This is a genomic window from Pseudoalteromonas sp. MB41, assembly GCF_020966275.1.
In the GTDB taxonomy this organism is placed as follows: domain Bacteria; phylum Pseudomonadota; class Gammaproteobacteria; order Enterobacterales; family Alteromonadaceae; genus Pseudoalteromonas; species Pseudoalteromonas lipolytica.
In genome coordinates this window covers 1-17,096 of record NZ_JAJJZF010000011.1, presented here as the reverse complement: position 1 = coordinate 17,096, position 17,096 = coordinate 1, and the positions used below count along the sequence as shown (strand labels likewise).

14 protein-coding genes are annotated in these 17,096 nt (G+C 41.2%); 8 read left to right on the top strand and 6 right to left on the bottom strand.

Features of this window, described 5'->3' with window-relative positions:
- Nucleotides 1-2 precede the first annotated feature (2 nt).
- The 7 genes from glgC (at nucleotide 3) to LPA49_RS12010 (ending at nucleotide 7,962) form a co-directional block, all read left to right on the top strand.
- Nucleotides 3-1,304, top strand: coding sequence for a glucose-1-phosphate adenylyltransferase (gene glgC, locus LPA49_RS12040; RefSeq protein WP_036972054.1), 1,302 nt, complete (start codon nucleotides 3-5; stop codon nucleotides 1,302-1,304).
- Nucleotides 1,305-1,378: 74 nt separating this feature from the next.
- A complete protein-coding gene (locus LPA49_RS12035; protein ID WP_118844855.1) occupies nucleotides 1,379-2,917 on the top strand; it encodes a glycogen synthase in 1,539 nt (512 codons plus the stop codon).
- A gap of 91 nt (nucleotides 2,918-3,008) precedes the next feature.
- On the top strand, nucleotides 3,009-4,223 hold the full coding sequence (locus LPA49_RS12030) for an EAL and HDOD domain-containing protein (protein WP_036972050.1): 1,215 nt from the start codon (nucleotides 3,009-3,011) through the stop codon (nucleotides 4,221-4,223).
- Nucleotides 4,224-4,230: 7 nt separating this feature from the next.
- Nucleotides 4,231-5,313: a DUF418 domain-containing protein gene (locus tag LPA49_RS12025; RefSeq protein ID WP_083633611.1), complete on the top strand. Its 1,083-nt coding sequence runs from the start codon at nucleotides 4,231-4,233 to the stop codon at nucleotides 5,311-5,313.
- A gap of 39 nt (nucleotides 5,314-5,352) precedes the next feature.
- Nucleotides 5,353-6,441 (top strand): ABC transporter substrate-binding protein, encoded by a 1,089-nt coding sequence (locus tag LPA49_RS12020; RefSeq protein WP_118844856.1) that lies wholly within the window; start codon nucleotides 5,353-5,355, stop codon nucleotides 6,439-6,441.
- 90 nt (nucleotides 6,442-6,531) lie between these two features.
- Nucleotides 6,532-7,464 (top strand): 23S rRNA pseudouridine(2604) synthase RluF, encoded by a 933-nt coding sequence (gene rluF, locus LPA49_RS12015; RefSeq protein WP_075593245.1) that lies wholly within the window; start codon nucleotides 6,532-6,534, stop codon nucleotides 7,462-7,464.
- 336 nt (nucleotides 7,465-7,800) lie between these two features.
- Nucleotides 7,801-7,962, top strand: a complete 162-nt coding sequence (locus LPA49_RS12010) for a hypothetical protein (RefSeq protein WP_178387074.1) — start codon at nucleotides 7,801-7,803, stop codon at nucleotides 7,960-7,962.
- A gap of 160 nt (nucleotides 7,963-8,122) precedes the next feature.
- Here the strand turns inward: LPA49_RS12010 and LPA49_RS12005 are convergent, their stop codons facing one another.
- The 6 genes from LPA49_RS12005 to nosR all read right to left on the bottom strand — a co-directional run bounded on the left by LPA49_RS12005 (nucleotide 8,123) and on the right by nosR (nucleotide 15,781).
- Nucleotides 8,123-8,638 carry a nitrous oxide reductase accessory protein NosL gene (locus LPA49_RS12005; protein WP_075593247.1) on the bottom strand — a complete coding sequence of 172 codons (516 nt, stop codon included), beginning with the start codon at nucleotides 8,636-8,638 and terminating at the stop codon, nucleotides 8,123-8,125.
- Nucleotides 8,638-9,456 carry an ABC transporter permease gene (locus LPA49_RS12000; RefSeq protein ID WP_075593248.1) on the bottom strand — a complete coding sequence of 273 codons (819 nt, stop codon included), beginning with the start codon at nucleotides 9,454-9,456 and terminating at the stop codon, nucleotides 8,638-8,640. Before LPA49_RS12000 ends, LPA49_RS12005 begins: the two co-directional genes overlap by 1 nt.
- Complete coding sequence (locus LPA49_RS11995) at nucleotides 9,453-10,373, bottom strand: ABC transporter ATP-binding protein (protein WP_075593249.1); 921 nt, start codon at nucleotides 10,371-10,373, stop codon at nucleotides 9,453-9,455. Before LPA49_RS11995 ends, LPA49_RS12000 begins: the two co-directional genes overlap by 4 nt.
- On the bottom strand, nucleotides 10,366-11,652 hold the full coding sequence (locus LPA49_RS11990) for a nitrous oxide reductase family maturation protein NosD (protein WP_081759774.1): 1,287 nt from the start codon (nucleotides 11,650-11,652) through the stop codon (nucleotides 10,366-10,368). The genes LPA49_RS11995 and LPA49_RS11990 overlap by 8 nt, the downstream gene beginning before the upstream one ends.
- Before the next feature lie 99 nt (nucleotides 11,653-11,751).
- Nucleotides 11,752-13,644 (bottom strand): TAT-dependent nitrous-oxide reductase, encoded by a 1,893-nt coding sequence (gene nosZ / locus LPA49_RS11985; RefSeq protein WP_230236585.1) that lies wholly within the window; start codon nucleotides 13,642-13,644, stop codon nucleotides 11,752-11,754.
- Between the two features lie 43 nt (nucleotides 13,645-13,687).
- Complete coding sequence (nosR, locus tag LPA49_RS11980; RefSeq protein WP_230236672.1) at nucleotides 13,688-15,781, bottom strand: transcriptional regulator NosR; 2,094 nt, start codon at nucleotides 15,779-15,781, stop codon at nucleotides 13,688-13,690.
- Between the two features lie 1,134 nt (nucleotides 15,782-16,915).
- On the opposite strand from nosR, the gene tnpA reads away from it, so the two are divergent.
- Nucleotides 16,916-17,096, top strand: a 181-nt coding sequence (gene tnpA, locus LPA49_RS11975) for an IS200/IS605 family transposase (protein ID WP_230236583.1), incomplete at its 3' end; no start/stop codon positions are given.

Genomic DNA, 17,096 nt, shown 5'->3' with positions numbered 1-17,096 from the left:
TTATGCCAAGTTATGCAAATCGATATATAAGTAGTTTAACAAGAGAAACGTATGCCCTTATTTTAGCAGGGGGGCGAGGTTCACGTTTACACGAATTAACAGATTGGCGAGCTAAACCGGCGGTGTATTTTGGTGGTAAACACCGGATCATCGACTTTCCGCTGTCGAACTGCATTAACTCGGGCATTCGTCGTGTTGGCATTGCTACACAATATAAATCGCATTCACTGATCCGCCACGTTAATCGTGCATGGGGTCACTTTAAGAAAGAGCTGGGTGAGTCGGTTGAAATCCTGCCAGCGTCACAGCGTTATGGTGATGAATGGTATTGTGGTACAGCTGATGCTGTGTTTCAAAATATGGATATTATTCGTCATGAGCTGCCAAAATACGTCATGATATTATCGGGCGACCATGTATATCGGATGGATTACGGTGGTTTACTCGCAAAGCATGTTGAAAATGGTGCAGACATGACCGTATGTTGTATCGAGGTACCGTGTGAAGAGGCCGCGAATACTTTTGGTGTCATGACTGTGGATGAAAGTAAGCGCGTTCGCCGGTTTGATGAAAAACCTGCGTCGCCAACCTCAGTCCCCGGCAAACCTGGCACGTGCCTCGCTTCAATGGGGAACTATATTTTTAATACTGAGTTTTTATTTGAGCAACTGAAAAAAGACGCCGAAACAGAGGGCTCTGGCCGTGACTTTGGTCATGATATCATTCCTGCCATTATTGAAGAGCATAACGTTTTTGCGTATCCGTTTAGAGACCCAGGCTATGATGGACAACCTTATTGGCGTGATGTAGGAACACTTGATTCGTTCTGGGAAGCGAACATGGAGCTGGTTATGCCAGAACCGCAGCTAGATTTATACGACCCTAGCTGGCCTATTTGGACTTACCAAGAGCAACTTCCACCGGCTAAATTTATTTTTGATAATGATGACAGACGAGGTATGGCGGTCGATTCAACAGTGTCTGGCGGGTGTATTATTTCGGGGTCTTTGGTGAGAAAATCGCTATTGTTCTCTAATGTACATGTCCATTCTTATTGTCAAATAGAAGAGTCAGTTATATTACCAGGGGCTAAAATTCAACGTAATTGTCGCATAAAACGCGCGATTATTGATCGTAGCTGCGAGATACCCGCAGGTCTTGAAATAGGCTATGATCATAAAGTTGATAAAGAAAATGGTTTTAGAGTCTCGAAAAAAGGGATTGTCTTAGTGACGCGTGATATGTTGAATGAACTGGCAAAAAAGTTAAAACAACAAGAGCAAGATAACAAACGCCTTGCTTAAATATGGGTGGGGTGGAAGGTACTAATATCACCCCCCAGCATAAAAAATAGAAGTAAAAAGGAGTACGGCAAAGCATGCATGTATTGATGGTTGCTGCAGAGAATGATGCATTACCGAATGCAAAAGTAGGTGGTGTTGCCGATGTCGTAAGAGATTGTCCCAAAGCCCTTGTTGAAAAGGGGCTGACAGTTGATGTGGTGATCCCCGATTATGGTTTTCACGATTTAGAGCGTCATAGCCTAGGTGTGGTCAATGTGGCGTTTGCCGGACACATGCAACAACTCGAAGTGTGGCAACTTGCTCACTCTCAGAAAGGGGTTAGACAGCTGGTTATTTCTCATTGGGAATTTAGCCGTCACCATGGCGCTGTTTATTGTAATGACGAGGCAGGTCGCCCATTTGCAACCGATGCCAGTAAATTTGCCTTATTTAATGCCGCTGTGTGCGAAGCCTTATTACAAGGACTCATTTGTAAGCCTGATGTTATTCATTTACATGATTGGCATAGTGCGTGTGTTGCGTTGTTACTTAAAACAGATAGTCGCTATAACGATTTCTCCACCTTATTTTTAGCTTACACCGTACATAACCTTGCTCTGCAAGGGATCCGTCCTTTTAAAGGGGATACTTCGAGTTTAGAAGCGTGGTTTCCAAGCTTGGGTTATGATGGCCAAAAGTTATGCGATCCACGTTACCCCGACTGTTTCAACCCAATGCGCACAGCGATTAACTTGGTTGATAAAATACATTTAGTATCACCCACATATTGCCAAGAGGTGCTAAAACCAAGCGATCCTGTTAATGGCTTTTTTGGCGGAGAAGGGCTCGAGCTTGATTTACAAGCTGCATATCAGCAAGGCCGTGTAGTAGGCATTCTAAACGGGTGTGAGTATCCAGGTGATGAACTATCCGATGTCAGTTTTGCTCATTTATATCAGCACGCTGAGTCAGCACTTTTTCAGTGGATGGCAAAAACGTCTGAGCTTGACTCAGCGCATTATATTGCACATCAGCGTGTGCTTAAGTTTAAAACACAGCCTTTCTCTGGCCCTTTAGTGACGAGTGTTGGGCGATTAACAGATCAAAAAGTGCTCCTGCTTTGTCAGCCGTATGATAAAGCATTAGTGCTAGATGAATTATGCCAGCGTTTAAAGCAACATGATGGGTATATGATTATTCTTGGCTCAGGTGATACTGAACTTGAAAAAGTGATGACCACAGTCATGGCCCGACAAGATAACTTATTATTTTTGAAAGGATATGCTCATTTTGTTGGCGAGTACTTGTATCATTTAGGCGATCTGTTTTTAATGCCCAGTTCATTTGAACCCTGTGGTATTAGTCAAATGCTCGCCATGCGCGCAGGTCAACCGTGTCTAGTGCATGGTGTCGGTGGACTTCGTGATACTGTGCAGCACCTTGAAACGGGATTTAGTTTTAAAGGTGAGAGTTTAACCGCTCAAAGTTACGAACTTATTACTGGTTTTACTGAAGCGCTTGCGCTAAAAAATGCAGATCCTAAAAAGTGGCAAGGAATTTGTGAACAGGCTAAAAATGCGCGTTTCTCGTGGCAATCAGTCGCAGATGGTTATTTATCGTACTTATATCAATAAAAACACCCTGATTCATGGCAATTAAGTGACTTTTATGTCAATTTCCGCTATTAATTACTTAGTGTTATATAAATGATAAAAAGTAGGTAAAGTGGCTGTATTTGTTGCTAGGCAAGCGGTCTTTAATCGTCGTCAACAAGTTGTCGCCTATGAGCTACTATTTCGCGATAGTGAAAAAAACAGTTTTCCAAACGTGTCAGAAAGCACCGCAACGGCACGTCTCATTATGGAAAATCAGCTCAATTTAGGTACCCGCCATATCACGTCGGGCAAAAAAGCATTAATTAATATAGGTCCAGAGTCTTTAAAACTGGATCTATGTGCTTTTTTGCCAACGAAAGATGTCGTTATCGAGCTGCTAGAAACGATGGAGCCTACCGATGAAAACTATGCGTTTTGTCGTGAGTTATTTCATAACAATTATAAACTTGCCTTAGATGACTTCGTGTACCAGCCCGAGTGGGACCGCTTTTTAAAGCTTGTTCGACTTATCAAGTTTGATGTAAAACAAACCCCATTTGAAGAAATTCTACCCGTAGTTAAAAAATTAAAAAAACACAAAAAAATAAAGTTATTAGCAGAAAAGCTCGAAACGGCAGATGATTTTGAAAAAGCCTACGAAATGGGGTTTGACTTTTTTCAAGGCTATTTCTTTGCCAAACCAACCATGATCCAACAGCGTGATATTGATTATAACTACGCATTGGTTTTATCAATTTATGCTGAAGTCATGCGTCCAGACCCCGATATTAGCGAAATAGCGGGGTTATTCTCGCTAGACACTGCTTTAGCTTATAAGCTTTTACGCTTAATAAACAGTGGTGTATTTCCTATAAAAAGTAAAATAGGTTCGTTAAAACAAGCGCTTGTTTATCTTGGTCATGAACGACTGAAAAAGTTTGTTAGCTTAATTATTACTGCACATAGCGCACAAACTAAACCTGCCGAGCTCACGCGGCTTTGTGTTGTAAGAGCTCGATTTTGTGAGCTAATAGCACAGCGTGTGGCTAAGCAGCAAACCGGAGAAGCGTTTTTAACAGGGTTGTTTTCATTACTCGATGCTATTCTTGACCAACCAATGGAAAAGTTGCTTGAACGTTTACCATTTCCAGATGAAATACACAGTGCATTAATGCAAGAAAAGAACATTCTTTATTATATTCTCGAAACAGTTAAAGCCTACGAAACTGGAAGCTGGTGGGCATTAGAACAAGCAGTGGCTTTTTTAACAATAGAAAGCGCAGACCTTCCCAAAATATATGAAAATGCTGTAAATTGGAGCGATAGCTGCAGACAAAATTTATAAGTGATATATGCGCAATATTAATATGGATGTGTTAAGAGGGATTGCGGTACTGGGTTTAATGTTCATGAATGCCTATTACTTTGGTGTTTTTGAGTATGGCTATGTAACAAGTGCAACACCTTCTGTGGCGGATAAGTTTATAAATATTATTAACTTAGTCTTTATTGATGGCCGGTTTCGAACCCTCTTTTGTTTATTGTTTGGCGCAGCACTTACAATTCAATTACAGCGCTGGCAAAGCATAGATGCATTGCATAAGCGTTTAAAAGTATTAGCGTTTATAGGGTTGGCCCATGGGTTTTTACTTTGGGCTGGTGATATTTTATTCATTTATGCATGTGCAGGGTGGTTGGCACTCAAGTTCAGCCATGAACCGAATGATAAAATAGTAAGAATGGGCATGCTATTTCTGCTACTCGGTGCACTCTCCTCTTTTTTATTGGCATTTATTGAACCTGAACTGCTTCCTGTTACGCGTGACTCTGCGGCTTTTTTAGAGGCATACAATGCGGCATTTTCATCCTATTTAGCGGGCTTTATGAGTAATATGTTGATGTTTATCATCATGATTATAGCTGTTCCGCTTATTACGCTGTGGATGGCTGGCGGGCTCATGCTGATTGGGATGTATTTGTATAAACAAAAGATCTTCGCAAATGGCCTTACTAGAGAACAGTTAAACTTTATTGTGCCTGCAGCGCTGGGCTTTACCGTTTTACGATTAGCGGTTGAACCAAATACACATGTACTTATGGTCGCATTGGCTGAGCCTTTCTCTTGGTTTGCAGCACTTGCGATGGCAACGTTGTATATTCATATACTCGTAAAATACGTTAAGAATAACCCCGAAAAGTGTTTAGTATTACAACAAGCAGGGCGTATGTCTTTAACCCTTTACTTAATGCAAACCGTGATATTTTTAGTGTGTTTTAAAGTCATGTTCCCTGAGTGGGTGTTGAGTTTTGATCGCATTAATTATTGGCTTCTTATTGCGGGTGTGGTTGTCTTTCAGCTGGTATTTTGCAAAGTATATACTCAACTGTTTCGATACGGTCCGTGTGAGACTGTGTGGCGAAAACTGTCACGATAATTACCCGTATACTACACTTTTAAAAAATAACGTGCTGGAATGAACATACGGGTTATATTGATTGTTTTAATACTGCTTTGCTCTTTACCACTCTTTGCTGTAGAGCAATTTTCGGTGCTATTTGTAAATCCCTCGGTAAAAGCGGAGCCTTTTTGGCAAAAAGTCACAGCAGTAATGCAAGCTGCGGCAACACACAGTAACGTCAAGCTTGATATTATTTACGGTGGTGGCAATCGGCATATTCAGTTAGAAGAGCTCAGACACTATCTTAAATACAACGCCACTCCCGACTATGTTGTACTGATTAATTACCCTGGGGGAGCAGAGCAATCAATGAGCTTACTTGAAAGTCACAAGATAAAGTTCATCACATTAGAAGAAACCATCCTCGGCGCAGAGCGCCAGCAAATTGGTAAACCCTCAGAGCATTTTAAATATTGGCTCGCAGAGGTTTATCACGATAATTTTGAAGCGGGTATACAATTAGGAAAAGCATTGTTTGATAATGCTAAACAAGCAAAACAAGAACCCAAATTTGTGGCCATTAACGGTCACTATGGGACTGAATCAGATACTCGCAGTAATGGTTTAAGTCACTATTTACGAACCCAACATGTCGAGCTTGAGCAAGTTGTTTATGCAAATTGGAATAAAACCGAAGCCACTGAAAAAGTGCGCCGTCTATTGCACCGTTACCCACAAACGAATGTTATTTGGTGTGCATCGGATTTAATGGCACTGGGCGCACTTGATGCAGTTAAAGAAAAGTCAGGCAAACGCTATTTTATCGGCGGCATAGACTGGCTTGATGACAACTTAAGGTTAATTGAACAAGGGCGCTTAACAGCCAGTGTAGGCGGGCACTTTATGATGGGGGCGTGGGCGTTAATTAGTTTGGTCGATCATCATAATGGTCATCCATATTGGCAAACTCATCATGAAATTAAATTTAAATTAGGCGTGATCACGAACCAAAATGTGACAAGTTACCATTGGCTCAGTGATATCACGGACTGGTCAGTTATTCCATTCGATGCTTTTTTGCTGCGCAATACTCGCAATGCAGAGTATCGGTTTGATTTTGACACATTGCAGACGTTGCTCACCGAAAAACCTGCACTGCATTAAAGCGAGCCGTTAAACGAAGATTAATCTGCCTAGCGTGCTATAGGGTTCTGGTATAAACTAGCGGCTTTAAAATTAAGACAGAAGTGTGCCATGACAGAGTTAAAGCGATTAAATAAATTTATCAGTGAAACAGGGTTTTGTTCGCGCAGAGAGGCTGATAAATATATTGAGGAAGGTCGTGTTACTGTTAATGGTAATTTGCCAGAAATGGGTGTTAAAGTCAGTGATGCTGATGAAGTACTTATTGATGGTAAACCACTCAAAGCCAAACCGAAACGTGTTTATATTGCATATAATAAACCCGTTGGTATTACCTGTACCACTGAGCGAAAAATTCAAAGTAACATCGTAAAAGCGGTTAATTATCCTGAGCGTATTTTCCCAATTGGTCGATTAGACCGCCCATCTGAAGGCTTAATCTTTTTAACCAACGAAGGCGATATCGTTAATAAGATTTTACGAGCGGGCAATAACCACGAAAAAGAATATGTAGTCACTGTCGATAAGCCACTTAATCGTCAGTTTGTAAACAAAATGGCAAATGGTATTCCAATTTTAGATACCGTGACGAAAAAGTGCAAAGTGAAACAAACTGGCCCACAGCAGTTTACTATTGTGTTAACGCAAGGGCTAAATCGTCAAATTCGCCGTATGTGTGAATACCTCGGCTACGAAGTGGTCACGCTTAAACGTACACGTATTATGAATGTGACGTTAAAAGGCTTAAAAGTGGGGCAATGGCGCCATTTAACTGAGCAAGAGATGGCTGAAATTAATAACTCAATTGCTGACTCGGGTAAAACAGAGGAACGTTCAATTGACGATAATAAACAGCCAACTAAGCCAAGAACGCCTCAACCACGTTCAGAAGGCGAGAAAAAACGCGACTTTTCTAGCTATGTTAAAAAAGGCCGCACAGACTCAAAACCAGGCTCGAATAAAGCGAATCAAGGTAAACCTAGGTCAAACCAAATAAAGCGAAGTAGCACAAAACGTACTGGCACATTGAGTTTGAAAAAGTAAACGCTATAACGGCGTTTTGCTCAATTTTATCTTCAACTATTATGTGTTGTTGGTGCTCGCTTCACCAACAACACTGTACTTATCGCTTAACCCCCAATTTTGTACCAGGTATTGCTTCTTATATAGTTTTAAGTCGATTTAGATTACGTTCTCGATAACATAGCTGGTGGCAATACCTTAAAACCAGTAGTTGATGATTTTGCTTACCAAGCTATTTTAGATAACAGGGATAGTACTGACGTAACAAAAATCACCGCTTATCTTAATCAGTTATATGATGATCAAGTCGCTCAGGTTGCATCGCCACCAAGTAAGATGTTTTTTGAGTTCGACAATATGAATTGGCAATTTACACCTTATGCTGCACTTATGCTGTTAACGCTAAGAGCACATCATGGCCTTGAGAATCCAGATTTTGAGCATCCTGGGTTTGGTAATCTTACTTCTTTGCTATTAACGCAGCCTGTAGCGCCTCAAAAAGATGACGTGCTTGAATAGCTCGTTGCTATATTGCATGAGCAAGGCGTTGATGAATTACTTCAACACCGTGAATCTTTGGGAACTGTTGTCAGAAGCTAGTAAACTAGAAAAAGTATCGTGTACATAAAAGCAATCTACCTGATTTACATGGGTAGATTGCGTATCGCTTTTATCATTTTTAATGATGAGCAGGCATTAGAATAGCGTGTGTGATATCTTCGAAACGAATGACATGCCCGCCAAATTCATTTTGAAAGTTTATCGCATCTTGTTCAGTTGCAAAACTGGCCAATGTATTCCCCATAGCGCCTTGTTGAGATGAGCCCGCAACATACCAAGCTTTTCGCGCATTTATAAAGTAATTATCGGCGGGTTTATGCCAGGGTGTTTTACTCATGTCATGTACAAAAATATCGCTTACATTACGTGTGTTTTCAGGTTCTAGGTAGTAACTGAACATATCTCGTGTTGAACAAAACTTATGTATTTTTTTGCCCGAGCCCGAGTTTGTATCAGTTTGCAGTAGTTCAGCCTTCGGGCCTGGAAATTCTGAAATCAACATGCCGCATAAATGACATTCATCGGTTGCTTCAATTGCAACTGCTTGGCTGGGTGTCTGTTTAATTTCATTCTCCCCACAGGCACAAAGCATGAATAGAAGTGGCAGTATCGGCAGTAAGGTTTTAACGTTCATTACATTCTCTTTTTAGTAAATAGTGTGATGGCTAAAATTAATGGCAAGATAACCCAGACGACGAGCATGCAAAGCAACTGAGTAAGCGACAGGCTTGAGCGTATTGCAATAGCAAGAGCCCCGTTTACATCGGCGCTGTCTAAGCCTGCTAGATTCACTAATCTAAAAATATCAGCGGGATTCAACATCATCAGAAACGTGAGTGATTGTTGGCTTATACCATCTTCTGTGCCTACGAGAAGAGCGAGTAAACCGAGATCAAATATGAGTGCGAAAATAAACCAGACTATTAGAGCGGCACCGGCAGCTTTTGACTTTTCACTCACCGAGATACTAATTATGAAGGCAATAGCAATGAAGCTAAGGCCTAACATAACGGCACTGGCTATGAATAATGAAAATACGGTAATAATTTCTGTTTGTTGAGTATGGGCATATAAAATGACGCCTGAAGCACCAAAACCAATTAAAATTGCCAGTGCAATGATACTTCCTTGCCCTATAAACTTACCCATTAGTAATTGGGTTTTGTTGATAGGGTAGGTGAGTAATAAGAGTAAGGTGCCACTTTCTAGCTCACCTACAAAGCTGTCGTAACTGAGTAACAAGGCGATTAAGGGAATAAGAAAAACAGCTAAACTTGCTAAGCTTGCTACAGTGGTCGAGGTTGAGGTTAACCCTGTTTCTCCTGCGACCGCTGAGCCAAAATAGGTCAGCCCTACTGATAATAAGGCAAAAATAATTGTAATTGAGAGCAACCAACGGTTGCGAAGACCATCGCTAAACTCTTTTGCAGCAACAGTGAAGACTGATTTCATATGCTTCCCTTTTGTGGCGCTTGAGATAAAATTTGTTGATAAACCTGATTTAAATCGGGTTGTTCAATGTGTATATCATCTAAATGACGGTATTTAACGAGCTCGCGGAGAACATTCATTTTATTCTCATCTTTTACCAATAAATCGGTATCGTGACAGAGTTCAACATGAGTCATTAATTGTGAGTCATTAACGAGCTCAGAAGGGGAAACACCGCGAGTTTTAATGCGTATATCTAAGTTTGCATGTGCGCGTAGACTGGCTAAATTACCGCAAGCAAGTTGTTGTCCTTTACTCAGAATAATCGCACGGTCAATATGGCGCTCAACCCCTGGTAATACATGAGAGCACAGGATAATACTGGTGCCGTGTGCTTTAAGGTTGTCAACTTGTTGGTAAAATTCAGTTGTTGCAACCGGGTCAAGCCCAACCGTTGGTTCATCTAGTAATAGTAATTTAGGTTTACCTAAAAATGCCTGGGCAAGTCCTAAACGTTGACGCATTCCTTTGGAATATGTTTTAACCGCGCGGTTCATTGCCTCTGTTAATCCTACTTGCGCTATTAAATCTTTTGCGTGTTGTTTGTTAAAACCTTTCAGTTTTGCAAAGTAATTGAGTACTTCTATTCCTGTTAAATGCTCATAAAAACTGACATTTTCAGGCAAGTAACCGACTTGGGAGCGAATATGCCATGCGGCTTTGGAGTCTGGTTTAGCACCGAGTACATCGACACGGCCATTTGTTGGCGATGTGATACCCAGAATGAGTTTCATCATGGTTGTTTTGCCAGCACCATTATGACCAAAAAGGCCGAGCACTTCACCGGGCGCGAGCTCGCAGCTAAGGTTATTGACTGCTGTGAGACTGCCATAGCTTTTTGTTACTTGGTTCATTGAAACCACGGGCGTGTTAGTCATGTTGTTTGTCCTTGATATCACTCTGCGATTTAATAACATGAGGTGAGTGTGGGGAGCGCATTAATGGGTAGCTGTCTTTAACCCCTGCAGGCTTTAATACAGGAAATTGGCGTTGTACCCAGCGCAGTGTTAATACCGATGGGCTATCCATTAGCATTTTCATTTCTGGGTATTGCCAAACCAATTTATCAATTCCATCGTTGGGTTCAAAGGCAACATCACCCACGCCATCATTATTCATATCCCAGCCTAAATAATTGCTCCAATAGTTACCGCGGCTATCGTGACTCCATTCTTGTTTTTTATTGGAAACGTATTTGACTTGCGTGGGGTTATTTATAAAGCTGTTGCCATACACTTGCGTATGCTCAGAGCCTGCAGTGAGGTGAATACCAATTTCTGTGGTATCAACCACGTTATCGACAATGTTGTTATACGCTGAGTTGTATACAAAAAAGCCTTTTCCGTCTCGCCCTAATACTTTGTTTTCGGGCTTGGTCCACACATTAGAAATGTGATTGTTTAGGATGTCTGACGAGGTAATAAAATTCATTAGTAACCCATAATCTTCACTGTTAGTCGTTCGATTACCTTGGATCACTAAATTGCGCGAGCTCATTAAGGCATAACCAGCCCGCGTATTGTATGCGTTATTATTGAGTACTTTATTGTCGTGGGAATACATGTAATGAACGCCATAGCGTAGATCATGAAGCGTGTTATTTTCTAATACGTTATCTTGGCTTGATATTATGTACAGGCCATCGCGCGTGTAAGAGACATCATTTCCTTTAACCAGTACATGTTGCACATTGGAGAGCTGAATACCATTGCCGCGATCTGCTGAACGCAGGGCTTTATTGCCAACAATCACGTTATTTAAAACCTGTACATGCTGGCCTTTTTGTAACCAAATACCAAAACCATCGCCTTTAAGGTGGTTATTGGCAATCATTAGTTGCTCTGCTTTTTGATCTGAATAAATACCGGAATGTTGTTCGGTTAAGTTATTTCCCCAATTCACTATCTCGAGATTTTTAATCGAAATATGTGAACTTTTTAACAGTAATGCGTGGCCTTCGCCTAAAGCATCAATGACAGCACCTGTTTCACCAATAAGGTGGATGGCTTTATTGACAACAAAATTTCCTTGGTAAATACCTTTCGTTAAAACAATTGTGTCGCCTGCTTTTGCGCTATCTAACTGCGCTTGTAAATCATCAGCTGCAGAGAGTCGCGTACTCACTGCCAACGAATAACATGAAAAACAGAGCAGTATTGCTCCACATAAACGGTGTAACCAAATTAATTGCACTCAATAAACCTTCTATTTGTAACGATAAAGGGTATGGGAAAGTCCCATACCCAAATACGAAGCTTACGCTTCAACTAACATGCGGCCTCGCATTTCCATATGCAGTGCATGACAGAACCAGTTACAGTAGTACCACTGCACACCCGGTTTATCAGCGATAAACGTTATGGATGCCGTTGCTTGCGGTGCAACTTCCATCTGCACACCATGATTGGTCATACAGAAACCGTGTGTCACGTCTTCAACTTGGTCTAAGTTAGTAATAACCACAGTGACTTCGTCACCTAGTTTCACTCTAAACTCAGTCATGCCAAAGCTAGGGGCAATTGAGGTCATGTAGACACGTACTTTTTTGCCGTCTCTCACCACTTTGTTATCAGCGTAAACATTAACGCCGTCTGCTTTTGCCATTGCGATAGTATCGGCAAAGAAAGGATCGTTTCGCTCCCACAGTTTATTTGGCTTCACCTTAGAGCGGTGAACAATGATACAGTCGTGAGGTTCAGCGAAAGTTGGGCCATCGTGAACCAACTTCATTTCATCACCTGAAATATCTATGAGCTGATCATTTTCTGCACGTAATGGCCCGACAGGTAAGAACCTATCTTTTGAGAACTTACACAGTGCAATAAGCCATTTACCATCTGCATCACGGGTTTCACCTTGTGAAGTATGGTTGTGCCCCGGCTGATAGTGAACATCTAACTTCTGACGTATGTAGTTCACTTTCTCACCATTGTATGCCTTGATAGCATCTTCAACGCTCCACTTCGCAATTTGGCTGTCGATAAACAGCGTGGTGTAAGCGTTACCACGGTTATCAAATGCGGTATGAAGTGGCCCTAAGCCTAGTTCAGGTTCTGCAACGATGGTGTCGCGAGGCTTAATTTTGTTATCAAATAGGTCATCTAGTTTCTTAATTGAAATCACAGAAACAGTCGGTGATAACTTACCATTAGCAACAAAGTAGTCGCCATTGGGTGAGGTATTTAAACCATGTGGTGATTTAGGAACCGGAATGTACGCTGTGAGTGTTGACCCTTTACGGCCATCTAACACTGGGACATTATTGCCATTGTAGGTTTTAAATTTGCCTGCTTTAATGGCGGCTTCGCATCGCGGTAAGTTAAATACAACAACATGGTCACGTTCAGATGAGATCATATCACCGAGTGTGACTCCCATTTCTGAGTTATAACAGGTTGATGCAAAATACTTTCCGTCAAAGTCGGCGTCGGTGTTATCTAAATTACCATCCACCATTACTTGGAATGCGACTTCCATGGTTTCGGCATTAATCACATTAAACAATGAACGATAGGTGCTAATGTCGTCCATTGATGCTTTGCCATCGTTGTTCATGGGAATTTCGAATTCGCCATTACAGATCACATATTTAGTGTGTGGAACCTTTTGCACACGCAAGCCATGGATTGCTTGAACATTAGGAACGGTTAGCATTTTATCGGTTTTCATAACATCGCAGCGAATACGTGCTACACGACTGTTGGCCTTGTCGTTAATGAACACATATTTACCGTCGTAACGGCCATCAGTCATACTCATATGCGGATGGTGTGAGTCACCACATTGCAGATGTGCGCTGTCGCCTTTGATGCGTTTAGATTCATTCGTCAGACCCCAGCCTGTTGCGCTGTCGGTATTAAAAACAGGAATACGCATGAGTTCCCGCATTGACGGAATACCTAAAATACGCACTTCCCCCGAGTGGCCTCCACTCCAAAAACCATAATATTCATCTAGTTCACCTGGGTGAACAGTGGCACTGTTACTGCCTGCTTCTGCGGCTTGTGCCTTAGCCATTGATGCGAACATAGTAGCTGACATAGGCGCTGCAACTACACCTGCACCTAATAAAGCACTTTTAGCAAAAAACTTACGTCTGCTTTCGTCTTTCAGCTGTTTTTGTTCTGGGAGCTTTTTCCTATCACTCATGGACTTCCTCCGGTTATTTCATTGTGCTTGGTGATGGGCGTAGTTAGCTAACGTCCACCGTGGGTATTTCTTTTTCCTGAAATTTATTCTTCTTCCTGGCAAGTTTCTTTAGTGGTGGACATTTCTGTTCATTAAAATAGGTGACTTGACAGTCAAGACAGTAGTGACACTCGCGCATATTGATTGAACCATCAGGGTGAATAGCTTGTATTTCGCATTCTTTAGCGCAGGTTTTACATGGCTGACCACACTCAGGCCGACGTTTTAACCAACTAAACAAGCGTAAATTAGAGCCCACAGAGAGCGCTGCGCCTAATGGGCATAAGTAGCGACAAAAGAATTTTCGGTTAAATAAATTAATTACCAGCAAAGACACGGCATACAGCACAAATGGCCATTGTCTATCAAACTTGAGTAAGAAGGTGGTTTTAAATGGTTCAACTTCAGCCATTTGCTCTGCAACAGCCATAGAGTCAAGAGACATGCCGAATAAAGCCAGTAAAATAAGGTACTTAATGGCCCATAAACGTTCATGCACTGCAAAAGGGGGCTCTATTTGCGGCAGCTTCACATAGCGTGCAAATACATTTAGTAGCTCTTGCAAAGCGCCAAATGGACATAACCAACCACAGTATACGGCGCGCCCGAACATCATAATGGTCACCGCTGCAGCACACCAAAGAATGAAAATAACGGGGTCGAGTAAAAATAAATCCCACGAAAAATCAGACATCAGTGCTTGTAAAAAAGTGAATACGTTCACTACAGAGAGTTGTCCGCCCCAGCTCCAGCCGATAAACACCACCACCACGATAAGGAATATGTGTCGGAAATTGTGTAAAAAGGTTGGGTGACGCACCAGAATATCCTGAAATATTAAGGTAGCGCCTAATAGAAGCATGAGGAACAGCAGAATAATCACTTCCACTTGCTTGTCTTGCCATACTTGTTGCGTCAGTGATAATTCAGCTTCGGGTTCAGGCATAGCGGGGCGACTGACATATTTATCTAAAGTATGATAATCGCCTTTAAAACTCGTGAATGTGCTGTCAATAGCGCCCATTTGACGGCGTACTAATAGCTCTAATTGCCAATCGGCTCCGGGGTTAAACTCATCGTGAGCGCGTGCGATAAAAATAGACATTTCTTTGAATTTGGGTGCGCCTGTGGCATAAATATCAGTGACGCGAAAGTGGTCTAAATCGTGGAATGAAATGGTGTCGCCATTTTGCAAAAGTTGAATACGGTCAAAAATACCGCCACGAACGTAGCCTGAGCCTTTAAAAGAATAGCCATTTCCTAGCACAATAAAGGCATGCTCACCGGGGGCTAATTGCGCCATAAGCCATTGGTACTCACTCTCACCAAGTAAGTTTATGCCTATGTGAGGAATATTAGCTTGCGCGTAATAAAGCTCAGCGAACATAGCGCTTTTTTGTTCAGGAGCAGCTGCATCAATGTGTTCTGCTTCTGTGCCTACAAACGCCTCATCAACGGCCTCTCGACTTAGGTACAAGCGGCGAATAGACCCGTCACCCGTTAACGCTTGCCAACTTGCTGGTTGATAAACATCGTGCTTTATAGTGGCCATTGGTAAGCGATTTAAAGCTTGAAGATCAATTATGTTTAAACGTGCGGCGATTTTTTTTGCTGACTTAGTTACCGCATCATTCATGACCATGACCGTGACTGTGGCACCAGAAAGTCCATCAATGTTGACGATATTATCTGAGCTGCTGCCTCCTACTTTAAGGCGATCGCTAACATGTAAGCCCGTGTATTGATCAGTAAACTCCCATAGTTTTGATTCTGGGATACCCGTTAAAATAATCGGCTCGTGATGCTCTAATACTTTCACCCCTAAATAATTACCTTGGGGGTCAATGGCAACGAGCATATTCACTGGCTCGCCCGAATAAGCTGGAATTTTGGCAATATCATTGGTTTCAAAAGCGTAGCCCAGTACGTTTTTGTCTTGATAAACGACCCATGCGAAAGGCGCACTTTCGTCGTTAGATATCCGCTGTTTTTCACCAATATGTGTCGCTTGAGGAAAAATTTCCTCAATGAATGGCATGGGATCTTTTGGTGGGCTTACAAACACCGCCTCGCAGGGTAATGTAAGTATAAATAACATCATCGCGCAGAGGTACAAAAGCCAGGTTGATTTTATATTCATAACAGCACCAACAATTCCTTATAAATGGCTTTATTTAGGAAAGTTATATTGTTTTATTTTTTTCATTAATAACCTTACTCTTCTTTACAATGATTTTAGTGACCTTGATCAATTTTTGACTAGATAACATTTAACTACATGTGTTTTTTCGAGTGGGGTTAATGTGTTACAGAAAATTTAATAATTAATTTAAGTATAAATTTTAGAGAGATGATATACCTAGTAAGGAGTACCTAACTAAGGGTAGTGTAAGGAATATTTTTTAGTACGTTAGGGTTAGTCTTGATTTTATAAATAAACTGGTAAAGAAGGATTAATCGGTTTTTAAATTTGTTTTTTTATTCATGTCTTTGTATTTTTAATTACATGTAAATAGCGGTTGAATGGTTTTTATTATTTATTTAAATGCAATACTTTGGTGTGTTTAACCCTATTTATGGCGTTTTTTATTGGTGGAAAAATCACTGTTTAAGTGTGTTTAAAATACATTCACACATACCATGTATATACATTTTTAGGTAATTAAAGACAGTCGTACCGCATGATTAAAAAGGGGGAGGATGAACACCAAAAAGCGGTTTATTTCACCGTCAGCCATGCTCTTTAACAGCCTGCGGCCAGATAATCTGCTTGAACAATAAGAAACGGCATGCCTTGGCGGCAGTGATTACAAAATAGCGCCTGTTTAATCAATACCACTGGCTATAGACTCAATTTTCTTCGTGAGAATATTTAACGTGATGGCTATGAGTAAGCGCTGATTGAAAATGCTGCTTTGTAACTGACGCGATTGACGTTAAATTAAAAGATAAGCAGTGCATGCCCAATATCGCTGATTTGAATAAAACACTCATTTAGCACCGTGTACCTTCGTCGGGCTAGACTATTAAACAGTATGGGTATTTGGTGCTGGTAATGGGCAAGAGAACGCTCAGTGTTTAATCCATTGTGAAGTAAAAAAATAGCAATTTTTGATTTTCGGCCCTAAACCACCTACTTCAGTAGGTGGTTATCATCATTTAGGCTTTGCCTGAAAAAATACTCATGTTAATTCCTTACTTGATTTTTAGCGAAGTCATATAAGGAAAAAACATGAGTAGATACGAGAAAGCATCGCATGTGTATTGGCGATGTCAATATCATATAGTCTGGACACCAAAGTATAGGTTCAGAATATTGAAGAACAAAGTAGGCAGAGATGTTTACAGGTGCATACAAGTTTATTGTGAGCAGTTAGGGTGCAAAGTAGTCGAGTTAAATGTGCAGGTTGACC